We start from the raw sequence: 23,139 nt of genomic DNA on the forward strand, positions 1-23,139 counted from the left end.
CACAGGAGTTTCCGATGAAAGACCTTCTCGGCATCATGTCGAAGGTGAAGGAGATGCAGTCGAAGATGGAGCAGCTCCAGGCGGAGCTTGAAGCCATCGAGGTCGACGGCGCCGCCGGCGGCGGCATGGTCACGGTGCGGGTATCGGCCAAGGGCGCGCTCAAGTCGATCCATATCGACCCGAGCCTGCTCAACCCGGACGAGGCGGAAATCCTCGAAGACCTGATCGTCGCCGCTCATGCCGATGCCCGCGCCAAGGGCGAGCGCATCGTGCAGGAAAAGACCCAGGCGATCACCGCCGGCCTGCCGATCCCGCCCGGCATGAAGCTGTTCTGAGACGGGATCGCGCCCGCTCTCCCTCACGGGGTGAGGAAGAACCGCCGGGCCTGTTTTGACGCAGGACGGCGCCAGCTCCCTCTCCCCCACGGGGAGAGGTGAAGAACGGCAAGGCCTCGCGCCGCCTATCCCGCCTTCGCCCGTTCCACCACGCCCAGCACGGCCGCCGTGATCGCGTCGGCCTGCGCCGCCAGCGGGCCTTCGATCCGGCCATAGAGCGCGAACACCGCCGGCTGCACCACGCAGCCCAGCGCCAGCGCGCTCGCCAGCGTGACCCGCGCCGGCGGCACACCGGCGCCGCGCAGCATCTGCGCCACCGCTTCCACCACATTCTCCTCCGGCGCCTCCGGCACGTCGCCGAGATGCTCGTGCTGGTGGATGAGCAGATAGGCGAACAGCGCCGGCTCGGCGTCGAATAGCTCGCAGGCCAGCCGCACCACCGCCCGCAGCTTGGGTTGCAGTTCCGGCTCGGCGGCGTCGAGCTGGCAGATCTGCGCCGCCAGCCCGGCATAGCGGGTGAGAAAAAGCTCGCGCGCCAATTGCTCCTTGGAGGGGAAATGGCGGTACAGCGCCCCCTCGCTCACGCCCACGCCGAGCGCGATGTCGCGCACCGAGGTACCGGCGACGCCCTTCTGCGCGAACAGCTCCAGCGCCACCGCCTCGATGCGCGCGCGCGTATCCGCCCCCCGCGCCCGCGGATCGGGCCCGCGCGCCCGCGCCGCCCCGCCCTCGCGCCCGCGGCGGGCGGGCGACGGCCTCATGCCCCGTCTCCGGCCGGCGCGCGGGCGGCGAGCATTTCCAGCGCGATGCCGCGTGCCTTGGTGAAGTCCACCTTGCCCGAACCCAGCAGCGGCAACGCGTCCATGCGCAGGATATCCGCCGGGATCATCAGCTCGGTCACCGCCCGTTCGCGGCCATAGGCCTGAAGCGCGGCGCGGGTGAGGTCCGGCGCCGTGGTCATCAGAATGATGCGCTCGCCCCGCCGCGCATCCGGCACCGCCACGGCGACATGCTCGGCATCGGGCCGCAGCGTCGCCACCATGGCGTCGATGGCGGCGAGCGAGATCATCTCGCCGGCAATCTTGGCGAAGCGCTTCACCCGGCCGCGAATGGCGACGAAGCCCTCCTCGTCGAAGCTGACGATGTCGCCCGTGTCGTACCAGCCATGCTCCGGCGGCTCTATCACGCCGGGCTTCTCCGCGCGGAGATAGCCGAGCATCACATTCGGCCCGCGCACCTGCAGCCGCCCGCCTTCCTCGATGCCGGCCATGGTTTCCAGCCGGTGGTGGATGCCCGGCAGCATGCGGCCCACCGTGCCGACGCGGTTGAACATCGGCGTGTTCACCGCCAGCACCGGCGCGCATTCGGTGACGCCATAGCCTTCCAGAATGCGGTGGCCGAACTTCTCCATCCACACCCGCCGCGTTTCCGCCTTCACCGGCTCGGCCCCCGCCACCACGAAGCGCAGCGAGCGGAAATCATAGGGGTTGGCGGTGCGGGCATAGCCCATGAGGAAGGTGTCGGTGCCGACAATGGCGGTGGCGTTGGTGGCGTAGACCAGTTCCGGGATGATCCGGTAGTGCAGCGGCGAGGGGTAGAGATAGGTCTTCAGCCCCGACACCATCGGCAGCACCAGCCCGCCGGTGAGCCCGAAGGAATGGAACACGGGCAGCACGTTGAACATGATGTCGGCGGGCGAGAAGTCGATGCGCGCCGCCACCTGCGCCACATTGGTGAGAATGTTGCGGTGGGAGAGCACGACGCCCTTGGGCGTACCTTCCGAGCCCGAGGTGAACAGCACGAAGGCCGGGTCGTCAGGATGGGCGGGCTTCGGCGCCGGCAGCGGCAGCATCGCCCTTATCTTGTCCGGCGTGGTGACGGAGGCGCGGATGTCCTCGCTCATCAGCACCCGCACATGCTTTTCCAGTTCCGCGACTTCCGCCTCCAGCCGCGCCTTCTCGATGAAGGCGCGCGAGGCGACCACCAGCTTCACCTCCGCCGCCTTGCAGGCGATGACGAGATTGGTGGCGCCGGCGGTGTAGTTGAGCATGACCGGCACGCGGCCATGGCGGGAGAGGCCCATCAGCACCACGGCGATGCCGGCGGCGTTGGGCAGCAGCACGCCGACCTTCTCGCCGGGCGCGGTCTCCTTCGCCAGCTTGTCGCCGAGGATCTTCGCGCCCAGCAGCAGCTTGCGGTAGGAGAGGATGGTGCCGAGCGGGTCTTCCAGCACGATGCGCTTCATGCCGAGCCGCACCGCCGCGTCCTCCACCGCCTGATAGACGGTGACATTGGTGTGGCTGGTCTCGAAGACGAGATCGCTCATCACGTCATAGAGCGCCGCGCCCGCCGCACGGCGGCGCTTGCGGCCGAACAGCTCCTTGTCGACCTTCAGCTTGCGCGGCGGCAGGATGGTGACGCGCACCTTGGGGAAAAACCGCTTGCGGGTCTGGTGGCCGTCGAGGCGGGAGAAATAGGTCTGCTCCAGCCCCTCGATACGCACCGGCACCACGGGCGCGTCCGCCTTGTCGGCGATCAGCGCCGAGCCGTCATAGATCTTCATGATCGAGCCGGTGACGGTGATGCGCCCCTCGGGGAAGATCACCAATTGCTCGCCCTGCTGCACCTGGCGGATCAGGTCGCGGGTCGCCATCGGCTTGGTGGGATCGAGCGGGAAGGCGCGCACCAGCTTGAGGAAGGGCTTCACCCACCACGCTTCGGCGATGGCGCGGTCGACGGCAAAGACCGGGTCATTGTCGAGCAGCGCCATGATCAGCGGCGCGTCGAGGAAGCTCACATGGTTGATGGCGATCACCGAGCCGGGGCCGGCGGCTTTCAGATGCTCCGCCCCCGTCACCTCGACGCGGAACAGCACCCGGAACACCAGCTTGATGAGGTCGCGCAGCACCTGGCCCTGGAAGGCGCGGCCGGCGAGAATGGCGACGATCAGGCTCGCCGCGCCGATCAGGCCGAGCAGCGCCGGGGCGCCCAGACCGGCGAATTGCAGCGCGGCGACGATGACCGCGCCGGCGACCATGAAGGCGGCGTTGAGCACATTGTTGCCGGCGATCACCCGGGCGCGCCGGTCCTCGCCCGCCGCCGCCTGCACGAAGGCGAAGGTCGGCACCACGAAGGCTCCGCCGGCGGCGGCAAGGCCGATCAGCCCGATGGCGGCATGCACGCCGGCGCCGGAGGTGAGGAAGGCGTACCAGCCGATAGGCTGCGCCGCCGGGGCGAGCGTGCCCATGAGCAGCGCCAGATCGAGCGCGAACACGCCCATCAGCAGCCCCGCCGCCGGCACCAGCGCCAGCAGGATGCGCCCTTCCGACAGTTTCGCCGCCAGCGTGGAGCCGATGGCGACGCCGATGGTGAACAGCACGAGGAACAGGGTGACGACGCTTTCCAGCCCGCCGATATTGTCCTTGACCAGCGTGGGCAGCAGCGAGAGCACCACGCCGCCGACCAGCCAGAACCAGGAGACGATCAGCGCCCCGCGCCAGATCGGCTTTTCGGCGCGGATGTCGGCCAGCAGCGTCATGGTGCTGCGCCAGATGTTGCGGTCGATCACGAGGTCCGGCGCGCCGGGCAGCGTGTGGGGGATCGCCCGGGCGGAGAGCCAGGCGATGACGGCGAGCACGAAGGTGAAGCCGGCCACCGCCCATTCGCCGGTATGGGTGAAGGCCAGCGCCCCACCCACCGTGCCGCCGAGAATGGCGGCGAAGGTCGCCATCTCGATCAGGGCATTGCCGGAAACGAGTTCGTCCTTGGCGAGGTGATCGGGCAGGATGCCGTATTTCACCGGCCCGAACAGCGCGCTCAGCGTGCCCATCAGGAACAGGCCGATGAACAGCAGCGGGATCGACTGGATGACGAAGCCGGCGCTGGCGATGAGCACGATCCAGATTTCGGCGAACTTCACCCGCCGGGCGATCAGCGACTTGTCATAGCGGTCGGCGAGCTGACCGCCCAGCGAGGAGAACAGGAAGAAGGGCAGGATGAACACGCCGCCCGCCAGCGTCACCAGCGCGCCGCCATTCACATGGGCGATGCCGTAGAGGATCAGCAGCGCCATGGCGTTCTTCACGAAATTGTCGTTGAACGCCGCGAAAAACTGGCACCAGAACAGCGGCGCGAAGCGCCGTGCCGTCATCAGCCGCGTGAACATGCCTGATTCCTCACCGCAATGTCAGTGAACGATCACTTACATAAACCGTCGCGGGCGTCAATATCGCACAGAGGGCCGTATCCCGGCGGCGCGAAACGCTGGCCGGGGTGACGCGCAGCGCGCGCGCCGGGATGACGAGCAAGAAAAGCTAGATCAGCACGCCGAGCAGCGCGGCGGCGAGCAGCAGGCCGTCATGGGCGGCGAGTTGCAGCCGGTTGGGCGTGCCCGCGCCATGCAGCATCAGCGTGGTGGCAAGGCTCGCCAGCGCCCAGCCGGCGCCCACCATGAGAAAGGCGAGGCTGATTGTCACCGCCTCGCTCGCCTGCGTCACCGCCACAGCGGCGCCGAGGCACAAAGCGAGGGCGAGCAGCGCCAGCGGCGTCGCGCCGATCCGGCGCACCAGCACCCCGCCGGCCAGCGCCGGCGCATACATCGCCACCACATGCCAGGCGACGATGCCCGAGATCAGCGGCACGCCGACCCCGCAGCCGGCGAGCGACAACGGCGCGCCGGCCATGGCGGAGGTCATCGCCCCCCAGGCCAGCGCGCCGATCAACGTCGGGGCCACCAGCGCCCGCCAGGCCAGCGGCGCGGGGCGTTGCTGCGGTGCGGCCATCGCCTCCACCGTGAGATCGGCATGGGAAAAACGCGCCTCGGGCAGCAGCACGGCGAAGGCCAGGGCGCCGAGTTGCGCCAGCGCGGCGAGCAGCAGCGTGCCGGCGAAAGTGTAGGGTGTGAGCGCCGCTTCCGCCGCGCCAGCGAGCAGCGGCCCGGCAAGGCCGGCCAGCGCCCCGGCGCCGATCAGCCGCGCCACCATGCCGGCCCGCGCCCCGGTGGCGGCGCCGAACGCCGCCGCGTGGCGGTAGAACATGCCGAAGCCCTGCGCCGCGCCGAGCCAGGCGGCGCCCAGCACCAGCATCGGGAAGGCGCCGAGCGCCATCGCATAGGTCGCCATCAGCCCGCCGGCGACGCCGAGGCTGGCGCCGAGCGCGAAGGCGGCGCGCCGGCCGAAATTGTCGAGCAGGAAGCTGGCGGGAAGGCTCGCCAGCGCCGCGCCGAGCAGCAGCGCGGCGAGCGGTAGCGCGGCAAGTTCCGGGCGCGGGGCCAGCATCGCCCCGGCGAGCGGCAGCGCGCCCAGCGTCAGCGCCTGCGCTAGCACCACAAGGGCGAAGCCGCCGGCCAGCCGCCCGATGCCGAGCGAGCGGCGCAGCGCGCGCGGCGCGTCTTCCGGGCAGGAGCAACCGAGCCGGCCGGCGCGGGCGGCTTCCGCCTCGGCGTCGAAATACTCGCTCGCGCTCATGCCCGCGGCTCGCCGGTCAGGGCGTTGCGGTCAGGGCGCACAGGTGCGGTCTCGCGCAGATCGTCATCGGACAGCACGCGCACCGCCGCGCCCTCGATATCGTCATACTGGCCGCTGCGCAGCGACCAGAGGAAGGCCACCAGCCCGAGCAGGCCGAGGCTCAGCGCCGCCGGCACCAGATAGAGAAGCACGCTCATGCCGCCTCCTTTTCCCCGGCCGCGAAGCCGCCCTGCCGCGCCCGCAGCGCGTTCAGCGTGACGATGACCGACGAGCCGGACATGGCCAGCGCCGCCACCAAGGGCGTCACATAGCCGGCCACCGCCAGCGGCACGGCGATGAGATTGTAGATCACCGCGATCATCAGGTTCTGCCGCATCAGGTGCCGCGCCCGCCGCGCCACCTTCAGGGCGATGGCGACAGGCGCCAGCTTCTCGCCGAGGAACACCGCGTCGGCCTGCGCCCGGGTCACATCGGCGGCGCTGATCGGCGAGAGCGAGACATGGGCGCTGGCGAGCGAGGGCGCGTCATTGATGCCGTCGCCCACCATCAGCACGCCGTGCCCCTTGGCATCGAGGCTTTCCAGCACGGCGATCTTGTCGCCCGGCCGCATCTGCGCCCACCAGTCGGTGACGCCGAGTTCGCCCGCCACCGCCGCCACCGCCGCGCGCCGGTCGCCCGAGAGCAGCACCACTTTGAGCCCGGCGGCGCGCAATTCGTCGATCACCGCCTTGGCATCGCGGCGCAGCGCCTGGCGAATGTCGAGCACCGCGCAGGCCTCTCCCAGCCGCACCGCGACCAGCGACGCCTCGGGCGCAAGGGCGGCGCGTTCGGCCGCCAGCTTTTCGCAGCCGCAGAAAGCCGGGCTGCCGAGCCGGGCCATAACCCCGTCGATCTCCGCCTCCACCCCCGCGCCGGGCACCTCGCGCACAGTATCGAGCGGCCGTGCGTCGGGATGCGCGGCGGCGATCGCCCGCGCCAGCGGGTGGGTGCTGGCCAGCGCCAGCCGCGCCGCGACGGCGAGCAGCGGCGCCGGCACATCGCCCGTGTCGGAAAGGCTCGGCTCCGGCAGGGTCAGCGTGCCGGTCTTGTCGAAGGCGACGGTGTCGATCTCGGCGAGGCGCTCGAAGGTGTCGCCGGAATGCAGCAGCACGCCGGCGCGCATCAGCGTGCCCGCCGCCACCACCTGCACCGCCGGCACGGCCAGCGCCAGCGCGCAGGGGCAGGTGATGATGAGCACCGCCACCGCGATCAGCACCGCCTGATGCAGCGAGGCGCCGGCGATCAGCCAGCCGGCCAGCGCCAGCAGCGCCGTGGTGTGGACCATGGGCGCGTAGAGCCGGGCGGCGCGGTCGGCAAGGCGGATATAGCGCCCGCGCGCGGTCGAGGCCTTGTCGAGCAGCCGCTCGATCTCGTCGAGAAACGTGTCTTCCCCGGCGGCGACGGTCTTCAGCCGCAGCACGCCGTCATGGATGAGGCTGCCGGCATGCACGGTGGCGCCGACGCTGAGGCTGCGCGGCAGCGTCTCGCCGGTGACGAGGCTCTCATCCACCGCCGCCGTGCCGGACAGCACGATGCCGTCCACGGGGGCGCGCTCGCCCGCCCGCAGCATCACCTCGTCGCCCGGCTTCACCGCGGCGGCGGGCACGGTGACGAGCCGCCCGTCCGGCTCGATGCGGTTGGCGCTCACCGCCTTCAGCGCCGCGAGATTGCCCGCCTCCGCCCGCGTGCGCCGGCGCATGGCGTGGTCGAGATAGCGGCCCGCCAGCAGGAAGAACAGCAGCATCACCGCCGAGTCGAAATAGGCGTGCTCGGCATGGTGCAGCGTCTCGAACACCGAGACGCTGAGCGCCAGCAGCACGCCGAGCGTGATCGGCACGTCCATGTTGAGCGAGCGGGATTTCAGCGCCCGCAGGGCACTCTGGAAAAACGGCTGGCCGGCATAGGCGGCGGCGGGTAGCGCGATCAGCGCCGAGAGCCAATGGAAGAAATCGCGCGTCTCGGGGGTGATGTCGGTGACATTGCCCGACCACACCGACACTGAGAGCAGCATGATGTTCATCGCCGCGAAGCCGGCGACGCCGAGGCAGCGCAGCAGGTGCCGCGAGGTGGCGTTGTCGATCTCCTCCAGCCGGTCGGCCTCGAAGGGATAGGCGCGGTAGCCGGCCTTGGCCAGCGCCTCCAGCACACGCGCGGGGGCGGGCTCGGCCTTCGCCTCCCAGCCAATGGTGAGGCGGTGCGTGGTGTAGTTCAGCCGCGCCCGGGCGATGCCGGGCAGCGCCTCGCAGCCATCCTCGATCTCGTCGATGCAGGCGGCGCAGTCGATGCCCTCCACCGCGAAGGCCATTTCCGCCTGCCCGGCCGGGTCGCGGCGCAGGAACAGCGAATAATCCTGCGCCGCCGGGGTGGCGGGCAGAGAGGCGGTCGCCGGGAGAGAAAGAGCCTGCGCGCTCATGGATTGCCTCCGGCCTGGAGCGTTTTCGAGCGAAGTGGATACCGGTTCGCGTGAAGAAAACGCGACAAAACAAAGAATTAGATCGCTTCACCGTTTCCGCGAAACAGTGAAGCGATCTAACGGATGACGACACGGTTGGTGGAACGGAACAGCCGCTCGCCATCGCGGGAGAGTTCGAGGACGAGTTCCCACTGGCCGGCGGTGATGGTGTCGCTCGCCCGCCATTGGCCGGCGCCGACCTTGACGGGATCGAGCGTCACGTCGAAGCGGCGGTCGGTGGGGTGGCGCAGGGTGGCGGCGAGGGCGACATCGGTGAGCGGGCGGCCGGCGGCGTCGCGGGCGGCGACATCGAGCCGGCCCGGCGCGACATGGGCGTCGACCTGCCAGTGACGCGCGGCCTGCGCGGCGGCGGCCTCGCTCTCGGCCTTGAAGGCGAGCCCAGCCTTGTAGGAGCTTTCCGTCTCCACCCCGCCGAAGGTGGTCAGCGCCGCCCGCACCAGGAAGAAATTGGCGGTGAACACCACGCCGAAAAAGGCGATGAAGCAGATCAGCACCGTCCGGCCGGTGAGTGGCCGGACCTTGTGTTCGTCGCGCGCGGTCATGAGCGTGGCCATGCGGGTTCTCCGGTCGGGGCGTCAGGGGCCCTTGAAATGGTCGGGAGCGGTCGTGGTCTCGCCGCCGATCACGTCGGTGACGGAGAAGGTGACCGGCAGCGAGGCATTGGCCGGCAGCTTGGCGGAGGTGGAGATCAGCGCCCGCAGCTCATAGGTCTGGTCCGGCCCGACCTCGACCACGGGATGGCCGTTCTCGGTCTCTGAAATGCCGCCCACCACTTCCAGCCGCGCCTCCGGCACGCCCTCCACCGCGATGGCGAAGCGGCGCGGCAGCGACTGCTTGTTGACGATGCGCAGCGTGTAGGCATTGCGCAGCGAGCCGTCGGACAGCCGCACGAACAGCGGGTTGCGGTCATGGATGACGGAAACGCCTTCCGAGCCGCGCATCGCCAGCGTCGCCACCATGATGCCGCCGACGATGACGATCAGCCCGGCATAGAGCAGGGTGCGGGCGCGCAGCACCTTGGTGACCGGCGCGAGGCCCTTCATGCGGCGCTCGACATTCATCTCGGTGTCGTAGGCGATCAGCCCGGTGGGGCGGCCGACCTTGTTCATCACCGTGTCGCAGGCGTCGATGCACAGGCCGCACTGGATGCAGGCGAGCTGGCTGCCGAGGCGGATATCGACGCCGGTCGGGCAGGCGGCGACGCATTGCTTGCAGTCGATACAGTCGCCCGCCGGCACGCCCGCCGCGCGCAACGCCTCGGTCTTCTTGAGCGAGCCGCGCGGTTCGCCGCGATCGTAGCGATAGGTGACGTTGAAGGCGTATTCGTCGGTGAGCGCCGCCTGGATGCGCGGCCACGGGCACATATAGGTGCACACCTGCTCGCGCATATGGCCGGCGAGCACATAGGTGGTGAAGGTCAGAATGGCGATCCAGAGATAGGCCACCATCGGCGCGGTGCCGGTGAACAGCTGCCACACCAGCGTCGGCGCGTCGGCGAAATACAGCACCCAGGCGCCGCCGGTCCACCACGCCACCATCAGCCACAGCGTGTGCTTGGACGCCGCCTCAAAGGCGCGCCGGCCGCGCGAGGCGGTCTTCAGCTTCTCGCGCCGCTCGCGCGGGTCGCCTTCCACCATGCGCTCGATGGCCTGGAACAGGTCGGTCCACACGGTCTGCGGGCAGAGATAGCCGCACCACAGCCGCCCGGCCACCGCGTTCATCAGGAACAGCACCAGCGCGGCGAGGATCAAGAGACCGGTGACGTAGTAGATTTCCTGCGGCCAGATCTCGATGAAGAAGAAATAGAACCGCCCATTGGCGAGATCGACCAGCACGGCCTGCGAGGGGGCGTTCGGCCCGCGGTCCCAGCGCAAAAAGGGCAGCAGATAATAGATGCCGAGGGTAACAATGAGCAGCGTCCACTTGATCTTGCGGAACGTGCCGTGGACGGCGATGGGGTAGATCTTGCGCCGGGCCTCATAAAGCGGGGCATCGTCGTCAACTTCCGGCTCTTCGAGCCGTTCCACCTTGGTCGCCATGTTCATGTCGGTCCCCGACCTGTGCGCGGTGCGCCTTCATGGAGGCTTTCTAGACCGCCGGGCGGGGAGCGTTGATCCGGGGCTTGCCGGGCGGAAAAATGCTTATGCGGCGGGACGCCGCTGAGACGCCCCGCCGCATGGCCTCAACCCGTCAGGGTGCGCGCGCTATTGCCCCCCGCCGAGCGCATGCACATAGACAGTGAGGGCCTTGATGGTGGTCGGGTCGAGACGCCCCGCCCAGGCCGGCATGATGCCGGCGCGGCCATTGGTCAGGGTGGCGATGATGCTGTCGCGGTCCGAACCATAGAGCCAGATGCCATCGGTAAGATTGGGCGCGCCAAGCTCGATATTGCCCTTGCCGTCGGCGCCGTGGCAGGCGGCGCAATTGGCCGCGAACACTTCCTTGCCCTTGGCGAGGTCGGGCGTCACGCCCTGCGGCACCGGCAGGTTGGAGAGCGAGCGCACATAGTCCGCCACCGCGACGATTTCCGGGCGCTGCAGCAGGCCGTCGCGGCCGAAGGCCGGCATGTCGCCGACATGGGCGTCGGCATCGGTGGAGCGGATGCCGTGCAGGATGGTCTGCTGGATCTGCGCCAGCGAGCCGCCCCACATCCAGTCATCGTCGTTCAGGTTCGGATAGCCCTTGGAGCCGGCGGCACCCGAGCCATGGCAGGGGGCGCAATTGTCGCCAAAGGCGGCGCGGCCCTGGGCGCGGGCGAAGGCCAGAAGTTCGGGGCTGGCCTCGATCTGTTCGAGCGAGGCGGCCTCCAGCTTCTCGGCGAAGGCGCCGCGCTGGGCGCGCAGGTCCGCGAGCTGCACCTGCACCGCCTCGCGCGACTTCCAGCCGAGCACGCCCGAGGTGTAGCCGGAGACCAGCGGCCAGGCCGGGTAGGCGATCCAGTAGAGGAACGCCCACACGATGGTGGCGTAGAAGGTCCACAGCCACCAGCGCGGCAGCGGGTTGTTCAATTCGCGAATGCCGTCCCACTCGTGGCCGGTCGTCGAGACGCCGGTGACGGCGTCGACTTCGTTCTTGTGATGCTCGGCCATGATCAATCCTCGCGCAGCGGCATGCGGGCAGCGTCCTCGAACTGCGCCTTGCGCCGCGGCGAGAGCGCATAGGCGAGCACGCAGAGGAAGATGCCGACGAAGTAGAGAAGCCCCCAGGTCTGAGCGAATTCGGCGAGGGCGCGATAAGTCTCGTTCATCCCAGCCTCCTCAGCGGATGTTTGCCTTGTCGTCGTAGAGCTTGAAGTCGACCATGGTGCCGAGCGCCTGGAGATAGGCGATCAGCGCATCCGCTTCCGACAAAAGCTTGGGATTGCCGTCGAAGTCGCGCTGCTGCGCGCCGGGATAGCGTTCCTTCAGACCGTCGGCATCGGCGTCGGGGTTGGCCTGCGCCTTGAGGTCCGCCAGCGCCTCTGCGATCATCGTCTCGGAATAGGGCACGCCGAGCACGCCATTGACCTTCATGTCGTCGGCGATCTCGTAGGTCTTGAGCGGAGTCTGCGCCAGGAAGGGGTAGCCGGGCATGATCGAGCCCGGGACCACCGAGCGCGGATCGGCGAGATGCTGGCGCTGCCATTCGTCGGAATATTTGTTGCCGACGCGGGCGAGGTCCGGCCCGGTGCGCTTGGAGCCCCACTGGAACGGGCGGTCATACATGCTCTCGGCAGCCAGCGAGTAGTGGCCGTAGCGTTCCACCTCGTCGCGCAGCGGGCGGATCATCTGCGAGTGGCAGTTGTAGCAGCCCTCGCGGACATAGATGTTGCGGCCCGCGAGTTCCAGCGGCGTCCAGGGACGCACGCCGGAAACCTTCTCGATGGTGCTCTTGAGGTAGAACAGCGGCACGATTTCCACGAGGCCGCCAATGGCGACCACGAGCAGGATGCCGATCAGCAGCCAGATCGAATTCTTTTCGAGAAAGGCGTGCTTGGCCCAGAGGGATTTCTTCGGAGCGACGGCTTCAGCCATGATCTTGCCTCCTCACTCGGCCGGCACGAGGGACGGGTTGCGGACGCCGGTGTCGGCTTCCGCCAGATCCGGCTGGCGGATCGTCATGAAGACGTTGAACGCCATGATCAGCGCACCGACCAGGAACAGCACCCCGCCGACGGCGCGAATGATGTAGAAGGGGTGCATCGCCTCGACGGTCTCGATGAACGAGTATTCGAGGAAGCCGAGCGAAGTGTAGGCGCGCCACATCAGACCCTGCAGGATGCCCGACACCCACATCGCCGAGATGTAGAAGACGATGCCGATGGTCGAGATCCAGAAGTGCCAGTTGACGAGGCGGAGCGAATACAGCTCGCGCTTGTGCCACAGCCACGGCACCAGGCAGTAGATGGCGCCGAAGGAGATGTAGGCGACCCAGCCGAGCGCACCGGCATGCACATGGCCGATGGTCCAGTCGGTGTAGTGGGAGAGCGAGTTCACCGCCTTCACCGACATCATCGGCCCCTCGAAGGTGGCCATGCCGTAGAAGGCGACCGACACCACCATGAGACGCAGCACCGGGTCGGTGCGCAGCTTGTCCCAGGCGCCCGAGAGCGTCATCAGGCCGTTGATCATGCCGCCCCAGGAGGGCATCCACAGGATGATGGAGAAGGTCATGCCCAGCGTCTGCGCCCAGTCCGGCAGCGCGGTGTAGTGCAGATGGTGCGGGCCGGCCCAGATATAGATGAAGATCAGCGCCCAGAAGTGGATGATCGACAGCCGGTAGGAATAGACCGGCCGGTCGGCCCGCTTCGGGATGAAGTAATACATGATGGCGAGGAAGCCGGCGGTGAGGAAGAAGCCGACCGCGTTATGGCCGTACCACCACTGCACCATGGCGTCCTGCACGCCCGCCCAGACGATGTAGGATTTGGGCGAGAACACCGAGACCGGGATGCTGGCATTATTGCCGAGATGCAGCATCGCGATGGTGACGATGAAGGCGAGGTAGAACCAGTTGGCGACGTAGATGTGCGGTTCCTTGCGGCGCCACAGCGTGGCGAGGAACACGAGCAGATAGGTCACCCACACCACGGTCAGCCACAGATCGGCGTACCATTCCGGCTCGGCATATTCCTTGCCCTGGGTGATGCCCAGGAGATAGCCGGTGCCGGCGATGACGATGAAGAAATTATAGCCCAGCACCACGAACCACGGCGCGAGATAGCCGACGAGGCGGGCGCGCGAGGTGCGCTGCACCACATAGAACGAGGTGGCGATCAGCACGTTGCCGCCAAAGGCGAAGATCACCGCCGAGGTGTGCAGCGGGCGCAGCCGGCCGAAGGCGGTCCAGGGCAGGTCGAGGTTCAGCCAGGGGAAGGCGAGCTGGAAAGCGATGATGACGCCGACCAGGAAGCCGGCGATGCCCCAGAACATCGCCGCCACGGTGGCGAACTTCACCGGGGCGAAATTGTAGTTCGGCTTGCCGTCGATCTCGCGCGCCGGCAGGGCCGCCGGGCGGTCCACATAGCGGTTGAGGATGACGAACACCGCCGCCAGGCTGGCGAAGGCCGAGAGATAGGCGTGGAAGGCATAGGCGGCATCGTGCGTCTTTGCCGCCACGGTGATGCAGGACAGCGCCAGGACCGCGAAGACGAAGGCAAGGCCGCCCTCGCCGAAGGTCATCTTCTTTCCGCTCTGATCGACGCCCGGCTCGGTGGCACCCGAGCCGCGTCCAGCGGAGCTTTGTAGCTGCGTCATTCGACCCTCCACGTTCCGATCGGCCGATCTGGAACGACTCCATGATGTGGAGGGAGCTTTCGCGCCGCGGGCGAGCGACAACCTTGATCCACATCAAGGCTAAGGGTCTTCACGGACGCGCGAGACCGGCGGCGCAATGCCGCGCGCACAGGGTTTGCCGCGCCCCTCCCCGCCCGTGCCGGACCGCGCGGGCCTTGCCTCCCCCGCCCGCCCCGCCTACAGACGGTCGGACGCGACAGATGCGCCACAGCGCATGAGGACCGGGACGCCGCGCATGATCCGCTTTCTCTTCCGCTTCGTCGGCCTGTGGGTTCTGGCCGGCGCCTTCGTGGCGCTGGTGCTGGACGGCGTGCGATCCATCGCCTCGGCGGAGATCGTCACCACCCCGCTCGGCGTCACCTGGCTCGCCGTGGGGCCGGACTCGCTGACCCGCTTCCAGGCCTTCGTCACCCGCACCCTCTCCGCCACGGTGTGGGACTATCTCGTCGTGCCGGTGCTCGGCGCCCCGCTGTTCCTCGTGCTCGGCGTCATCGGCGCGCTGCTGCTGCTGATCGGCCGCCGCCCGGCAGCGTGATGCCGCGCGCGTGATCGGCGCGCCACGGCTCCGCCCTCGCGCAAAGCGGGCGCAATCCCCATATTGGCGCCATTCCAGCAAGGGATTTGCCCCATGTTCTTCTTCAAGAAGAGTATCGACCTGCCGACCCCCGCGCAGGCGCTGCCCGGCCGCGCCCGCCCGCTGCCCACCGCCGAGACCCATTTCGTCAACGGCCACAAGCTGAAGGGGCCCTACCCCGAGGGTTTCGAGACCGCGATTTTCGGGCTTGGCTGCTTCTGGGGCGCGGAGCGCAAGTTCTGGCAGACGCCGGGCGTGTATGTGACAGCCGTCGGCTACATCAACGGCATCACCCCGAACCCGACCTATGAGGAGACGTGCACCGGCCTCACCGGCCATGCCGAGGCGGTGCTGGTGGTCTATGACCCCGCGAAGGTCAGCTACGCGCAGCTGCTCAAGCTGTTCTGGGAGAGCCACGACCCGACCCAGGGCATGCGGCAGGGCAATGATGTCGGCACCACCTACCGTTCCGGCATCTATGTCACCTCACCGGCGCAGCGGGCCGAGGCCGAGGCGAGCAAGGCGGCCTATGAGCCGGCGCTGAAGGCCAAGGGCTTCCCGGCCATCACCACCGAGATCGTCGACGCCCCGGTGTTCTATTTCGCCGAGGACTACCACCAGCAATACCTCGCCAAGAACCCGAACGGCTATTGCGGGCTCGGCGGCACCGGCGTCTCCTGCCCCATCGGCACCGGCGTCACCGCCTGACGACACCCGGCGCGGCGGGGTTTCCCGCCGCTCCCTTCGCGCCCCGTGCCTGCCGATTCTTTGCCTGTCTATTCTTGGTCGCATCGCCGGGCGCGTCTTCCGCCCGGCGCCGGTGTGGGGGTAGCTTCCCGCCACCTGCCCCGACCGAGGATGCTGCCCATGTTCGCCCGGCTCGCCACGCTCACCCGCTCCGCTCTTCTCGCCCTGCTGCCGCTATGCGCAACGGCGGCGCTGGCGCAGCAGCCGGCCGACCTGACGCAGAAGCTGCCGGCGGTGCTGCGCGACGCGCGCTATTGCGAGCTGGTGGCGGTGCATCTCACCATCGACGGCCTCAAGGCCTCGGTGTTCAACACGCTCGGCTTCGACGACTGCCCCGCCGACAAATGGGACGCGCTGACCCGGCGCGACCTGCTCCGGCAGTTCGACACGCTCGCCGTGGTCATGAACGGCCCGCGCCATTTCATCATGGACGGCATCACCGCCTCAGGCGACACCAAGACCGGCGAGGTCATCACGGTGGGCGGCATCGTCTTCGCCAAGCGCGCCGAGGTGTCGCTGTCGCTGCATCAGGCGATGGGGCCGAGCTATACCGAGCAGACCATCGACCGCGAGACCACCTACCGCTTCGACGCCGGCAAGCCGGTGTTCCAGCTCACCGCCCCGGACGGCGCGGTCTATGTGATGCAGTCCTACGCCCAGATCGTCGACCCGACGCTCGGCTATGCCGATCTCGCCGGGCTCGGCAGCCGGCTCAAGCCGCCGGCGGGCTGGAGCTACAGCACCCGCACCCCGCAGCAGGACCTGCTGCTCGCCGCCAAGGGCACGGCCATCGTCATTCAGGACGAGCTGAAGAACACCTATCAGAAAGTGACGGCGAACTGACGCACCGTCACCCAGCGAGGGGGACACGACGCCCCGCGTGAACCCCTCGCGCCCCTTCATAGAGCCTATTGCCGCCGTCGCCGCGCCGTGGCACCCCTCTCGCACCCGCGAGAGGCGGGGTCAGCTCAAGGCGACGGACGCATGGAAAAGGTCATAGAACGCTTCATCTTCGTCAGCCGCTGGATCATGGCGCCGTTCTATTTGGGGCTGGTGATCGCGCTCGCGGTGCTTCTGTACAAATTCGGCGTCGAGCTGGTGCATTTCGTCACCCATGCCGCGGATCTGGACGAAAGCGACACCATTCTCGGCATACTGGCGCTGATCGACCTCACCTTCACCGGCTCGCTGGTCATCATCGTCATCTTCTCCGGCTATGAGAACTTCGTCTCCAAGATCGACGCCTCAGGCCATTCCGACTGGCCGGAATGGATGACCAAGGTCGATTTCTCCGGCCTCAAGCAGAAGCTGCTCGCCTCCATCGTCGCCATTTCCGCCATCGCGCTCTTGAAAGCCTTCATGAATCTCGACCGCGGCGTCGACGAGAAGCAGCTGATGTGGCTGGTCATCATCCATGTCGTGTTCGTGCTCTCCGGCGTGGTGCTGGCCTGGACCGACAAGCTGTCGGAAAAGGCGCACTGATATTTTCCGAACAATTCTCGTCCATTACCTTTAATCGACGTGAATTTTGTGTGATAAGTCCGCTACCCCCTTTCGGACGACCGCCGCGATGACCGATTCCGCCTCCCCCACCCCGCCCGGCGAGCGCCGGGCCCGCCGCGCTTCCGGGCGCATGGACCCGCTCGCCCGCCTGCCGGTGTTCTTCGCCCTGGCCGGGCGCCGCGTCGTGCTGGCAGGTGGCTCGGAGGCGGCAGCGTGGAAGGCGGAGCTGCTCTCCGCCGCCGGAGCGCGGATGGAGGTGATCGCCCCCGCTTTCTGCGAGGACCTGGTCGAACTCGCCGCCGCCCCGCCCGACGGCCCGCTGCTACTCATCGCCCGCGACTGGACCCCGGCCGACCTTGACGGCGCCGCGCTCGCCATCGGCGCCATCGAGGAAGACGAGGAGTGCGCGCGTTTCGCCGAGGCCGCGCGGCACGCCGGCGTGCCGGTCAATGTGGTGGACAAGCCCGCCTTCTGCGATTTCGCCTTCGGCGCCATCGTCAACCGCTCGCCGCTGGTGGTCGGCATTTCCACCGACGGCGCCGCGCCGGTGTTCGGGCAGGCGGTGCGGGCCAAGATCGAGGCGGTGATCCCGCAGGGCTTCAAGCGCTGGGCGGAAGCGGCGCGCAGCTGGCGCCCGGCGGTGTCCGCCCTTGCCCTGTCCTATCAGGGGCGTCGCGGCTTCTGGGAGCGCTTCACCCGCGCCGCGCTGGAGACGCCGGAGGCCGAACCGACGGAGGCCTTGCGCGAGAGCCTGCTCGGCCGCGCCGAGGTCGAGCGCTCCGACACGCCCCAGGGTTCCGTCGCGCTGGTCGGCGCCGGCCCGGGCGACCCGGAACTGCTCACCCTGAAGGCGGTGCGCGTGCTGCAATCCGCCGATGTGGTGCTGTATGACGATCTCGTTGCCCCGGCGGTGCTCGATGTCGCCCGCCGCGAGGCCCGCAAGATGCTGGTCGGCAAGACCGGCTACAAGGCCTCGTGCAAGCAGGACGACATCAACGCGCTGATGGTCTCGCTGGCCAAGCAGGGCAAGCGGGTGGTGCGGCTGAAGGGCGGCGACCCCATGGTGTTCGGCCGCGCCGGCGAGGAGATCACCGCCGCGCGCAATGCCGGCCTGCCGGTGGAGGTGGTGCCGGGCATCACCGCGGCGCAGGGGGCGGCGAGCCGGCTCACCACCTCGCTCACCCATCGCGACCATGCGCGACGGTTGCAATTCGTCACCGCCCATGCGCGCGACGGCAAGCTGCCGCGCGATCTCGACTGGCAGGCGCTGGCCGATCCCGCCGCCACCACGGTGGTCTACATGCCGCAGCGCACCTGGGGCGAACTGGCGGGCAAGGCGATGGCGGCGGGCCTCGATCCGGCGACGCCGGCCATCGCGCTGTTCTCCGCCACGCGGCCGGAGGAACGGCAAATCCCCGCCACCGTCGCCACGCTGCAGGCGGCGCTGGAAGCGGCGGTCGCCGATGGCGCCACCGGCCCGTGCCTCGTCCTGTTCGGCCACGCCATTGGGGAAGCGGCAGCTTTCGCGCAGCCGGAAGCGGCGGAGACGGCACAGGCCGCGCGGGGATAACCCAAGGAGCGCCTGACATCGGCCGTCTGCGTCCTTCGAGGCCGGGGCTGCGCCCGGGCACCTCAGGATGACGCGCCTTCCTCAAAACCACGCGCCGTCGTCCCGGACGGCCGAAGGTCGATCCGGGATCGCCGCCAGTCCTCGGAACGACCGGCTGTCGCTCCCCGCTCGGCCGGGATGACGAAGCCCTCCCTCATCCCCGGGCTTGACCCGGGGATCCAGCCTTTGGACCCGTCAAAGCGGCCCTCTTTCCGGCGGTGCCGTTTCTGGGTGGCCGGGTCAAGCCCGGCCATGAGGGGGCAAGGGTGGCGAAGGCCTACCCGATCCGCTCTTCCAGCTTGGCGTAAAGCGGGTTCTCGGCAGCGAACACATAGTCGAGCGGGCCGACCGAGACGGTGGCCGCCCCCTGCTCGCGCAGGAACACCGCCAGCGGGTGCAGCGTGTCCGGCGGGCAGTGCAGCGTCACCATGCCCGAGGAGGTCGGCGCGCCGAACGGCGCCACGGCGCGGAAACGGCGCACCGCCTCCTGCACTACGCCGGCATCGCAGGCGGCAAAGCGGGTCTTGACCTCGCGCATGGTGGCGGCGCGCTTGGCCGCCGTCACCCGGTCGAGCAGCGCCCGCGCCGCCGCCTTCGCGGCCGGGTTCCAGTCCGCGTGCAGCGACGCCACCAGATTGGCCTCCGAGCGCAGCATCACCCCGTCCTCGATCACCTTCAGCGCGTTGGCCGCCAGCGTCGAGCCGGTCGTGGTGATGTCGACGATCAACTCCGCCGTGCCCGCCGCCGGCGTGCCCTCGGTGGCGCCGAGGCTTTCGACGATGCGGTAATCGACAATGCCGTGGCGGGCGAAGAAGCCGCGCGTGAGGTTGAGGTATTTGGTCGCCACCCGCACCCGACGGCCGCGCGTGGCGTGGAAATGCGTGGCGACATCGTCGAGGTCGCGCATGGTGCGCACGTCGATCCAGGCCTGCGGCACCGCCACCACCACATTGGCGTGGCCGAAGCCGAGCCCTTCCACCAGCAGCACCTTGGAATCGGCGTCGGGGATGCTCTCGCGCACCAGATCCTCGCCGGTGACGCCGAGATGCACGGCGCCCGCCGCCAGCTGGCTGGCGATCTCGGAGGCCGAGAGATAAGCGACTTCCACTCCCTCCACCCCGGTCAGCGTGCCGCGATAGTCACGCGCGCCGCGCGACTGTGTCAGCGACATGCCGGCGCGGGCGAAGAAGCCGGTGGCGTTTTCCTGCAGCCGGCCCTTGGACGGCACGGCGACGATCAGTGCGCTCATAGGCGGGCCTCCACGGCATCGAGCCGGCCGAGCCAGACGGCGAAGCCGACGGCGGGAATGGGTTCCCCGGCGCCGAGCCGGCCGAGCAGCCCGTCATAGCGCCCGCCGGCCACCAGCGGCGCACCCACGCCGTTCTCATGCAGCTCGAACACCATGCCGGAGTAATAATCCAGCGGCCGGCCGAAGGCGGTGGCGAAGGACAGGCGCTCGGGCTCGATGCCCTGCGCGGCGATGAAATGGGTGCGGGTCTCGAAGGCGTCGAGCGCACCGTCCAGCTCCAGCCCCGCCTCGCCCGCCAGCGCCCGCAGCCGCGCCGCCGCCTGGTCGGGCGTGCCGGCAATGGCGAGATAGCGCTCGATCACCGCGACCTTTTCCGCCGACAGCCCCTCGGCATCGCCGGGCGCGGCCTGCTCCAGAAAGCGCTCGGCGATTTCCGAGACGGAACGCCCGCCGACGGTGGAGATGCCGGCGATGGAGAGCAAATCCGTCACCAGCGCCCGCGCCGCCGCTGGGTCGGAGCCCGCCAGCGCCGAGAGCACGCCGGCATGGGCGGTGACGCCGCCGGCCTCGGGGCGCTGCTTCAGCAGCGCGAGGTCAGCGCCGAGATCGCCGGAGCGGGCGAAATCCTTGATCAGCCGCCGCCGCCACACGGGCGGCAGATCCAGCGCGTCGAGCAGCGTGGCGAACAGGCCGGCATCGCCGAGCCGGATGGTGGGGTCGATCACCCCCCACAGCGCCGCCGTCTCCAGCCCCAGCGCCAGCACATCGGCATCCGCCGCCTCGCGGTCGTGCCGGCCGAGGGATTCGACGCCGGCCTGCAGCAGCTCGCCGCCCGCCACATCGGAGCGGAACACCGGGCCGAGATAGGCGAAATCGCGCGGCTGGGCGGCGCCTTCCGCGATGTAATGGCGGCACACCGGCAGGGTCAGGTCCGGGCGCAGGCACAGTTCGCGCCCGTCCGGGTCCATGGTGATGAACATGGTGCGCCGCATCTCCTCGCCCGAGAGGTCGAGAAAGGCATCGGCGGGCTGGAGCACCGGCGGCTCGACGCGCGTGAAACCGGCGCGCGCATAGAGCGCGAGCAGTTCCTCGGCGTGGCTTTGGTCGGCGGGCATGGGCGGGTCCGGTGTGCGGGAAACGGGGCGGCGAGAAGCTGCGCGCTTCTAGCAAAGCCCCGCGCGCGGGTCCATGCGCGGGCGGCGAGATGGTTTCCGGGTGGGCGAGGCGCCGCCCGTTCCCCTACGCCTCGCCCCCTCTGGCATCCCGGCGGGTCCGCGCCTATTTCCTCGCCGCATTCCGTTTCCTGCCAAGGACTTCCGCGATGAAAGGCGCCCTCAGCGAACTCTCCGCCTGGCTTCAGGCCAACGGCCTCAACCCCGCCGATTTCCGGCTGCGGCTGGAGGCGAAGACCATCACCGCCCAGCGCGACGCGCTCAAGGCGTTCAAGGCCGAGGTCGAGCCCCACCTCGCGCCCCCCGCCGCGCCCCATCGCAAGGGCACGCTGAACGGGGTGGAAATCTCCGTCGAAGGCCCGCTGCACGGCTTCTGATCGGGTGACGGTGCGCGCAATGACGGCCCGTCCGCGCGCCCGTCATGCTGCGGCGCCCGGCACAGCCGGGCGTTGACGCACGCAGGCCGCCGCCTCAACCCAGCGCCGCCCCGTGCGGCACGCCGTGATGGTCGAGCAGCTCGCGCACCTTCTCCACCAGCTCGGCCTCACCGCAGGCGAACTGCGCCGGGCGGGTGCTGCGCCACTCGGCATTGTCGGTGATGGCGGCGGCGGCCTTGGCGCCTTCGATCAAATCCTTGATCTGCACCTGACCCGCCGCGCGCTCGTCCGAACCCTGGATGACGACGCAAGGCGAGTTGCGGCGGTCGGCGTACTTGAACTGGTTGCCGAGATTCTTCGGGTTGCCGAGATACATTTCGGCGCGGATGCCGGCTTGGCGCAGCGTGGCGACAAGGCCCATGTAATGCGCGGTCTGGTCGCGATCCATCACCACCACCACGACCGGGCCGAATTCCGGCGCGGCGTCGGTCTTGAGATAAGACAGCGCCGAGGCGAGGCGGGAGACGCCGATGGAGAAACCCGTCGCCGGCACAGCTTCGCCGCGGAACCGGCCGACCAGCCCGTCATAGCGCCCGCCGCCACCGACCGAGCCGAAGCGCACCGGGCGACCCTTCTCGTCCTTCACCTCGAAAGTCAGCTCGGCCTCGAAGACCGGGCCGGTGTAATATTCGAGGCCGCGCACGACGGAGGGGTCGACCCTGATCTCGGTCCACTGATATCCACAATCTCTCGTCAAGCGAGAGATATCTGCCAGCTCATCGAGGCCGCTTTGATAAACCTCGTTATCAAACAACGGCCTTAGACTGGCGACGGTGGCCCAATTAGCGGGACCGATCTTTACACCTTCCAAACCACTTGGATCAAATTCGAGATTGCCCTCGTTAAGCACATTGCCTTCCGCATCAATGACTTCCTTTAGAGGGAATCCTGCGGAGAGAAATTGAACCAACTTATCGATTGATTCTTCATCGAGCTCCGCGCCTTTAGTGAAATCCCCGCTCTTAGTCTGCGGGTTCTCCCAGCGACCTTCTCCTAAGAGTTCTCGAACGCCCGTAAAGCCCACTTTATCCAGCTTATCGATAGTGCGTAATACAATCAGCCGCTGCGGAAGCTTATCGTCGCCCCCGAGACCAATACCGTCCAGCACGCCGTCCAGCACCTTGCGGTTGTTCACCTTGATGACGAACTTGCCGCCCAGCCCCAGCGCTTCCAGCGTGTCCGCCATCATCATGCAGATCTCGGCATCCGCCGCGACCGTCGGCGCGCCCACCGTGTCGGCGTCGAACTGCATGAACTGGCGGAAGCGGCCGGGGCCGGGCTTCTCGTTGCGAAACACCCAGCCGGCGCGGTAGCTGCGGAAGGGTTTCGGCAGCTTGTCGAAATTCTCCGCCACATGGCGGGCGAGCGGGGCGGTGAGGTCGTAGCGCAGCGACAGCCACTGCTCATCATCGTCCTGGAAGGAGAACACGCCCTCATTCGGCCGGTCCTGGTCCGGCAGGAACTTCCCCAGCGCGTCGGTATATTCGATAAAGGGGGTTTCCAGCGCCTCGAAGCCATAGAGCTCATAGACCCGCCGGATGGTCTCCAGCATCGCCCGCGTCGGGGCCAGCTCCGCCGGGCCGCGATCGGCGAAGCCGCGCGGCATGCGGGCGCGAAGCTTGGTGGGTTTGTCCTTGGCCATGGGCGCCGTCCTTCTCGAAGTACGGCGCGGGTTTAGAGGATGGGGCGACGTGCGGCAATGGCTTGGCGGCAATGGCTTGGCGGCAATGGCTTGGCGGCAATGGCCTGGCGCCAATGCCGA

21 protein-coding genes are annotated in these 23,139 nt (G+C 68.7%); 7 read left to right on the forward strand and 14 right to left on the reverse strand.

The features are described 5' to 3' along the window. Positions 1-14: 14 nt before the first annotated feature. Complete coding sequence (locus tag ACO07Z_RS09850) at positions 15-335, forward strand: YbaB/EbfC family nucleoid-associated protein (protein WP_421698562.1); 321 nt, start codon at positions 15-17, stop codon at positions 333-335. A gap of 125 nt (positions 336-460) precedes the next feature. On the opposite strand, the gene ACO07Z_RS09855 is transcribed toward ACO07Z_RS09850, so the two are convergent. The 11 genes from ACO07Z_RS09855 to ccoN form a co-directional block, all read right to left on the reverse strand. After that, positions 461-1,096 (reverse strand): TetR/AcrR family transcriptional regulator, encoded by a 636-nt coding sequence (locus tag ACO07Z_RS09855; protein ID WP_421698563.1) that lies wholly within the window; start codon positions 1,094-1,096, stop codon positions 461-463. After that, positions 1,093-4,500, reverse strand: coding sequence for an acyl-[ACP]--phospholipid O-acyltransferase (locus tag ACO07Z_RS09860; protein ID WP_421698564.1), 3,408 nt, complete (start codon positions 4,498-4,500; stop codon positions 1,093-1,095). The genes ACO07Z_RS09855 and ACO07Z_RS09860 overlap by 4 nt, the downstream gene beginning before the upstream one ends. A 148-nt stretch (positions 4,501-4,648) precedes the next feature. Then, positions 4,649-5,800, reverse strand: a complete 1,152-nt coding sequence (locus ACO07Z_RS09865; RefSeq protein WP_421698565.1) for an MFS transporter — start codon at positions 5,798-5,800, stop codon at positions 4,649-4,651. Next, positions 5,797-5,997 (reverse strand): cbb3-type cytochrome oxidase assembly protein CcoS, encoded by a 201-nt coding sequence (ccoS, locus tag ACO07Z_RS09870; protein ID WP_421698566.1) that lies wholly within the window; start codon positions 5,995-5,997, stop codon positions 5,797-5,799. The genes ACO07Z_RS09865 and ccoS overlap by 4 nt, the downstream gene beginning before the upstream one ends. Continuing rightward, positions 5,994-8,252 carry a heavy metal translocating P-type ATPase gene (locus tag ACO07Z_RS09875; protein WP_421698567.1) on the reverse strand — a complete coding sequence of 753 codons (2,259 nt, stop codon included), beginning with the start codon at positions 8,250-8,252 and terminating at the stop codon, positions 5,994-5,996. The genes ccoS and ACO07Z_RS09875 overlap by 4 nt, the downstream gene beginning before the upstream one ends. Positions 8,253-8,368: 116 nt before the next feature. Continuing rightward, on the reverse strand, positions 8,369-8,866 hold the full coding sequence (locus tag ACO07Z_RS09880; RefSeq protein WP_421698568.1) for a FixH family protein: 498 nt from the start codon (positions 8,864-8,866) through the stop codon (positions 8,369-8,371). A 21-nt stretch (positions 8,867-8,887) separates the two neighbouring features. Next, complete coding sequence (gene ccoG / locus ACO07Z_RS09885; RefSeq protein ID WP_421698569.1) at positions 8,888-10,357, reverse strand: cytochrome c oxidase accessory protein CcoG; 1,470 nt, start codon at positions 10,355-10,357, stop codon at positions 8,888-8,890. Positions 10,358-10,516: 159 nt separating this feature from the next. Beyond that, a complete protein-coding gene (gene ccoP / locus ACO07Z_RS09890; protein WP_421698570.1) occupies positions 10,517-11,401 on the reverse strand; it encodes a cytochrome-c oxidase, cbb3-type subunit III in 885 nt (294 codons plus the stop codon). 2 nt (positions 11,402-11,403) lie between these two features. Continuing rightward, the gene (locus tag ACO07Z_RS09895; RefSeq protein WP_244379205.1) at positions 11,404-11,559 is read right to left on the reverse strand and encodes a cbb3-type cytochrome c oxidase subunit 3; all 156 of its coding nucleotides are present in this window, start codon (positions 11,557-11,559) and stop codon (positions 11,404-11,406) included. Positions 11,560-11,569: 10 nt separating this feature from the next. Further along, complete coding sequence (ccoO, locus tag ACO07Z_RS09900; RefSeq protein ID WP_421698571.1) at positions 11,570-12,325, reverse strand: cytochrome-c oxidase, cbb3-type subunit II; 756 nt, start codon at positions 12,323-12,325, stop codon at positions 11,570-11,572. Between the two features lie 12 nt (positions 12,326-12,337). Further along, complete coding sequence (gene ccoN / locus ACO07Z_RS09905) at positions 12,338-13,972, reverse strand: cytochrome-c oxidase, cbb3-type subunit I (protein ID WP_421700784.1); 1,635 nt, start codon at positions 13,970-13,972, stop codon at positions 12,338-12,340. 349 nt (positions 13,973-14,321) lie between these two features. On the opposite strand from ccoN, the gene ACO07Z_RS09910 reads away from it, so the two are divergent. From ACO07Z_RS09910 to cysG, 5 genes are all read left to right on the forward strand, one after another. Further along, the gene (locus tag ACO07Z_RS09910; protein WP_244379209.1) at positions 14,322-14,621 is read left to right on the forward strand and encodes a hypothetical protein; all 300 of its coding nucleotides are present in this window, start codon (positions 14,322-14,324) and stop codon (positions 14,619-14,621) included. Between the two features lie 93 nt (positions 14,622-14,714). After that, a complete protein-coding gene (gene msrA / locus ACO07Z_RS09915; RefSeq protein ID WP_421698572.1) occupies positions 14,715-15,368 on the forward strand; it encodes a peptide-methionine (S)-S-oxide reductase MsrA in 654 nt (217 codons plus the stop codon). Positions 15,369-15,527: 159 nt separating this feature from the next. Then, positions 15,528-16,250: a hypothetical protein gene (locus tag ACO07Z_RS09920; RefSeq protein WP_421698573.1), complete on the forward strand. Its 723-nt coding sequence runs from the start codon at positions 15,528-15,530 to the stop codon at positions 16,248-16,250. Between the two features lie 141 nt (positions 16,251-16,391). Continuing rightward, positions 16,392-16,889 carry a TIGR00645 family protein gene (locus ACO07Z_RS09925; RefSeq protein ID WP_421698574.1) on the forward strand — a complete coding sequence of 166 codons (498 nt, stop codon included), beginning with the start codon at positions 16,392-16,394 and terminating at the stop codon, positions 16,887-16,889. 88 nt (positions 16,890-16,977) lie between these two features. Continuing rightward, positions 16,978-18,480, forward strand: coding sequence for a siroheme synthase CysG (cysG, locus tag ACO07Z_RS09930; RefSeq protein ID WP_421698575.1), 1,503 nt, complete (start codon positions 16,978-16,980; stop codon positions 18,478-18,480). A 316-nt stretch (positions 18,481-18,796) separates the two neighbouring features. Here cysG and hisG read toward each other — a convergent pair whose 3' ends face one another. Together hisG and ACO07Z_RS09940 are read right to left on the reverse strand one after the other, a co-directional pair. Further along, the gene (gene hisG / locus ACO07Z_RS09935; protein ID WP_421698576.1) at positions 18,797-19,768 is read right to left on the reverse strand and encodes an ATP phosphoribosyltransferase; all 972 of its coding nucleotides are present in this window, start codon (positions 19,766-19,768) and stop codon (positions 18,797-18,799) included. Then, positions 19,765-20,883: an ATP phosphoribosyltransferase regulatory subunit gene (locus ACO07Z_RS09940; RefSeq protein ID WP_421698577.1), complete on the reverse strand. Its 1,119-nt coding sequence runs from the start codon at positions 20,881-20,883 to the stop codon at positions 19,765-19,767. The genes hisG and ACO07Z_RS09940 overlap by 4 nt, the downstream gene beginning before the upstream one ends. Before the next feature lie 206 nt (positions 20,884-21,089). On the opposite strand from ACO07Z_RS09940, the gene ACO07Z_RS09945 reads away from it, so the two are divergent. Further along, positions 21,090-21,317: a hypothetical protein gene (locus ACO07Z_RS09945; RefSeq protein ID WP_244379221.1), complete on the forward strand. Its 228-nt coding sequence runs from the start codon at positions 21,090-21,092 to the stop codon at positions 21,315-21,317. Between the two features lie 94 nt (positions 21,318-21,411). Here ACO07Z_RS09945 and hisS read toward each other — a convergent pair whose 3' ends face one another. Continuing rightward, positions 21,412-23,019, reverse strand: coding sequence for a histidine--tRNA ligase (gene hisS, locus ACO07Z_RS09950; protein ID WP_421700785.1), 1,608 nt, complete (start codon positions 23,017-23,019; stop codon positions 21,412-21,414). Between the last annotated feature and the right edge of the window lie 120 nt (positions 23,020-23,139).

It is taken from the genome of Ancylobacter sp., assembly GCF_965229075.1.
Lineage (GTDB): Bacteria > Pseudomonadota > Alphaproteobacteria > Rhizobiales > Xanthobacteraceae > Ancylobacter.